Source organism: Teichococcus aerofrigidensis (genome assembly GCF_054073225.1).
The window spans coordinates 1-4,208 of the sequence record NZ_JBSXMU010000181.1 but is presented as its reverse complement, the minus strand read 5'-3'; the positions used below and the strand labels follow the sequence as shown (position 1 = coordinate 4,208).

Genomic DNA, 4,208 nt, shown 5'->3' with positions numbered 1-4,208 from the left:
TTCTGCGGCGCGGCGCTGGGCACGCTGCTGCTGTTCCGCCTCGGCGCCGCCGGGCTGATGGGGCTGGCGCGGCGGCTGCGCGGCGCGCGGCGGCCCGCGCTGCGGCTGGGCCTGGCCAATCTGCACCGGCCCGGCGCGCCGACGCCGCTCCTGCTGGTGGCGCTCGGCATCGGGCTGACCACCCTCTCGGCCATCGCCATGATCGAGGGCAATCTGCGCCGGCAGATCGGCGGTCAACTGCCGCAGGCGGCGCCGAACTTCTACTTCATCGACATCCAGTCCGATCAGGCGCAGCGCTTCGACGAACTGGCCCGGGCGCAGCCCGGCGTCGCGGAGGTGCGGCGCGTGCCCTCGCTGCGCGCCCGCATCAGCGCCATCAAGGGCGTGCCGGTGGAGCGCATCCAGGCCAGCGAGGACACCGCCTGGGCGCTGCGCGGCGATCGCGGCCTGACCTACGCGGCGACGCCGCCGGAGGGCACGCGCCTCGTCGCCGGGGAATGGTGGCCGGCCGATTACCAGGGGCCGCCGCTGCTCTCCCTCGATGCCCGGCTGGCCGAGGGCTGGGGGGTCGGCCTCGGCGACACGGTGACGGTGAACGTGCTCGGCCGCGACGTCTCCCTCCGGGTCGCCAGCCTGCGGCAGATCGAATGGCAGGGGCTGGGGCTGAACTTCGTGCTGATCGCCTCGCCAGGCCTGCTCTCCAGCGCGCCGCACACGCATATCGCCACCGTGCGCGGCGATCCGGCGCAGGATGCCCGGCTGCTGCGGGTGGTGACCGACGCCTTCCCCAATGTCTCCGGCATCCGCGTGCGGGACGCGCTGGAGGCCGTGGCGGGGCTGCTGGAGCGGCTCGGCGCGGCGATCTCCGCCGTCGCCGCGGTGACGCTGGCGGCCGGCGGGCTGGTGCTGGCCGGCGCCATGGCCGCCGGGCAGCGGCGGCGCATCCGCGATGCCGTGGTGCTGAAGGTGGTGGGCGCGACGCGGGCGCAGATCCGCCGCGCCTGGATGGTGGAGTTCGGCCTGCTCGGCCTGACCGCCGGCCTGCTGGCGGCGCTCTGCGGCACGGCGGCGAGCTGGGCCGTGGCGCGCTTCGTCATGCGGACGGACTGGATCTTCCTGCCCGGCACCCTGGCCGCGACCATCCTCGGCTGCACGGCCCTGACCCTGCTGCTGGGCTATGCGGGAACGGCGCTGGCGCTCCGCACCCGCCCCGCGCCGCTGCTGCGCAACGAATAGGCGGCGGCCGGCGCGGCGGGGGGCAATGAAATTTTCCTGGCGGATGGAGGGCCGCCGCGATAACCGTTGATCGAGATTACGAATCTTCCATATATGATCGCGACACCCGCGGATTCTCCGCGCTGTGAGGAGTTTCGAACCCTATGGCCTCTGGTCCCGACTATCGTTACACGACGGGCGCGACCGGCTGGGGCCGCGCGGCGACGACCGACGCGGCCGCTATCGACGCCGGCCTGCGCGCCTATATGCTGCGCGTCTACAACTGGATGGCGTCCGGCCTGCTGCTGACGGCGATCGTCGCCTATGTCATCGCCAACACCGGCGCGGCCGACCTGTTCTACACCCGCGTGATGACGGCGCGCGGCGCGGCGACGCAGCCGACCATCCTCGGCCTCGCCGCCATGTTCGCGCCGCTGGCCTTCGTGCTGGTGCTCTCCTTCGGCGTCAACCGGATGAGCAAGAGCACGGTGCAGGGGCTGTTCTGGCTGTTCTGCGCCACCATGGGCGCGAGCATGTCGAACATCTTCGCCATCTACGTCGGCGCCTCGATCGCCAGCACCTTCTTCGTCACCGCCGGCATGTTCGCCGCGGTCAGCCTCTACGGCTACACGACGAAGGCGGATCTGACGAAGCTCGGCTCCTTCATGATGATGGGCCTGATCGGCATCATCATCGCCGGCCTGGTGAACATGTTCATCGGCAGCCCGGCCATCGCCTTCGTCATCAGCGTTGTGGGCGTGGTGGTCTTCGTCGGCCTCACCGCCTGGGACACCCAGCGCATCAAGGCGGACTACATCGAGTACGCCTATGCCGAGGGGTCCGAGATGGCGGCCAAGCGCAGCGTCTTCGACGCGCTGGGCCTCTACCTGAACTTCATCAACCTGTTCCAGCTGCTGCTGCAGTTCATGGGCGTCCGCCAGCAGGACTGACCGTCCCGCCCGGCGCGAACGGGAACGGCCCCGGAGGCTTCGGCCTCCGGGGCTTTTTTCATGCCGGCTGTCTCATGCCCGCCCTCAGCCCTGCTTCAGATGCTCCAGCAGCTTGGTCATCGCCGCCGACTTGTCGGTGCCGTCCAGCGCCGCCACCTCGGCCGCCAGCCGGTCCATCGCCAGCTCGTAGATCTGCCGCTCGGAGAAGGACTGGTCGGGCTGGCCGGCATTGCGGTGCAGGTCACGCACCACCTCGGCGATCTGCACCGGGTCGCCGCTGTTGATCTTCTGCTCGTATTCCTGGGCACGGCGGGACCACATGGTGCGCTTGATGCGGGCGCGGCCCTTCAGCGTGTCCAGCGCCTCGTCCATGGCGCCGCCGGCGGCGAGCTTGCGAAGGCCCGAGGAGGCCGCCTTGTTCAGCGGCACCCGCAGCGTCATCCGGTTCTCCTCGAAGGTGACGATGATCACCTTGAGTTCCTGCCCGGCCACCGCCATGGTCTCGATGCCCTGCACCTGGCCGACGCCATGGGTCGGATAGACGACGTGGTCGCCCTCCCGGAAGTCGCTGCCGGGATTGCCGAGGGGCTTGGGCGGCGGGGCGGGACGGACGGGGCCGGCGGCGACGCCTTCGCTGGGGGAGGGGGCCTGGCCCTCGGCCATGCCCCGCCGGGCGCCCGGCCGCGCGGGGGAAGCGGTTCTGGTCTCGGCCGCGGCCGGCTGGGATGAGGGGGTAGAGGTTTTCGCGCCGGCGGGTGACTTCATCCGCTTCCTACTCCTGCGAACCGGTGGTACGGAGACGGGCATGGCCACGGGCGCCCTCCCCATGGCCTGCCTCAATCCTACGCAACCTGAAAGGTTGGGGCGGCACGGCCGTACCGGCAACCGGACCCGCGGGAACCATAGCAAAAAAAACCGCTTCCGTCACGCCAGGCCCCCGCGCGCCGGTTGGGGCCGTGGCGCGCCGCGTCAGGGCTGGCCGGGGTTGGGGCTCAGCAGGGCCTTCTTGTCCGGCTTGCCGTTCCATTCCTCGGCATCGGCCGGCGCGTTGCCCTTGCGGGTGATGTTGGGCCATTGCTGGGCATAGTCGCGGTTGATCTCGGCCCAGTCGGCGGCGCGGTCGTCGCTGTCGGGCACGATGGCCTCGGCGGGGCATTCCGGCTCGCAGACACCGCAATCGATGCATTCGTCCGGATGGATGACGAGGAAGTTCTCGCCCACGTAGAAGCAGTCCACCGGACAGACCTCGACGCAGTCCATGTACTTGCAGCGGATGCAGTTCTCGGTGACGACGTAGGTCACGGTCGGAATCCCTCTGCGCCACGCACCGGGCGCACCTGATCTATGTCTGCGGCCCGTGTCTGCGGCCCGGTCGCCCGGGCCGGCCGCGTGCGGCGGAGAAATGGACTGCCGGCGGGCCGGAGGCAACCGTCTTTCTGGCCCCGCCCGCGGAGGGCAGGGCTGCGGCCTGGTCAGGTCCCGCCGCCGCCCGCCGCGTCGAGATCCTCGTAGAGGCCCCGGGCCTCGGGCGCCGGGCCGCGCCGCGCGGCCAGGGCCAGGATGCGCCAGACCCGCACGGTGCCGTGCTGCGGGCCGCCCAGCGCCAGGGTCAGGATGTCACCGGGCCGCAGCCGGGCGTGCGCCTTCTCCACCGGCTGGCGGTTGAGGCGGACCGCGCCGCGCTCCACCAGGCGGGAGCAGTCCGCGCGGGTCTTGGCCACCCGCGCGCACCAGAGCCATTTGTCGAGCCGCTGCCAGTCCCGGTCCTCGGTCTCCGCCACGGCGCCGCCGCCGTCAGTCCTTGCCGAGCTTCAGCCGGGCCAGCACGGCGAAAGGGCTGTCGGGGTCGGGGCCCTTCTCCCGGGCGGGGGCGAAGCTGTAGGAGCGTCCTTCCTGGCGGTCGTCGCGCGGGCGGCGATCGCGCCGCTCGTCGCGCCGTTCATCCCTGGGGCCGCCCTTGCCCTGGAAACGAGGCGGGCCGTCGCGGCGCGGCGGGCGCTGGTCGTGGCGCGGGCCGCGCTCGGCGCGGGCCTCGCCCCGCGG

Annotated in this window: 6 protein-coding genes; 2 read left to right on the top strand and 4 right to left on the bottom strand. The window is 71.8% G+C overall.

Features of this window, described 5'->3' with window-relative positions; all coding sequences use genetic code 11:
* Window positions 1-1,236: ABC transporter permease (locus ACVMLK_RS19930; protein ID WP_457487403.1), on the top strand; the 1,236-nt coding region annotated here is incomplete at its 5' end.
* Window positions 1,237-1,379: 143 nt separating this feature from the next.
* Window positions 1,380-2,165 (top strand): Bax inhibitor-1/YccA family protein, encoded by a 786-nt coding sequence (locus tag ACVMLK_RS19925; protein ID WP_198365990.1) that lies wholly within the window; start codon window positions 1,380-1,382, stop codon window positions 2,163-2,165.
* Window positions 2,166-2,249: 84 nt separating this feature from the next.
* Here the strand turns inward: ACVMLK_RS19925 and ACVMLK_RS19920 are convergent, their stop codons facing one another.
* The 4 genes from ACVMLK_RS19920 to ACVMLK_RS19905 form a co-directional block, all read right to left on the bottom strand.
* The gene (locus ACVMLK_RS19920; protein ID WP_422921717.1) at window positions 2,250-2,828 is read right to left on the bottom strand and encodes a CarD family transcriptional regulator; all 579 of its coding nucleotides are present in this window, start codon (window positions 2,826-2,828) and stop codon (window positions 2,250-2,252) included.
* 306 nt (window positions 2,829-3,134) lie between these two features.
* A complete protein-coding gene (fdxA, locus tag ACVMLK_RS19915) occupies window positions 3,135-3,467 on the bottom strand; it encodes a ferredoxin FdxA (RefSeq protein ID WP_457487402.1) in 333 nt (110 codons plus the stop codon).
* A 170-nt stretch (window positions 3,468-3,637) separates the two neighbouring features.
* Entirely contained in the window at window positions 3,638-3,946 is a 309-nt protein-coding gene (locus ACVMLK_RS19910) for an RNA-binding S4 domain-containing protein (protein WP_198365993.1), read from the bottom strand.
* Between the two features lie 13 nt (window positions 3,947-3,959).
* Window positions 3,960-4,208, bottom strand: a 249-nt coding sequence (locus tag ACVMLK_RS19905) for a hypothetical protein (protein WP_457487401.1), incomplete at its 5' end; no start/stop codon positions are given.

Excerpts from the sequence above, each read along its gene's own strand:
- ACVMLK_RS19920 (WP_422921717.1), bottom strand. The coding sequence starts at position 2,828 with ATGGCCGAGGGCCAGGCCCCCTCCCCCAGCGAAGGCGTCGCCGCCGGC.
- ACVMLK_RS19925 (WP_198365990.1), top strand. The coding sequence starts at position 1,380 with ATGGCCTCTGGTCCCGACTATCGTTACACGACGGGCGCGACCGGCTGG.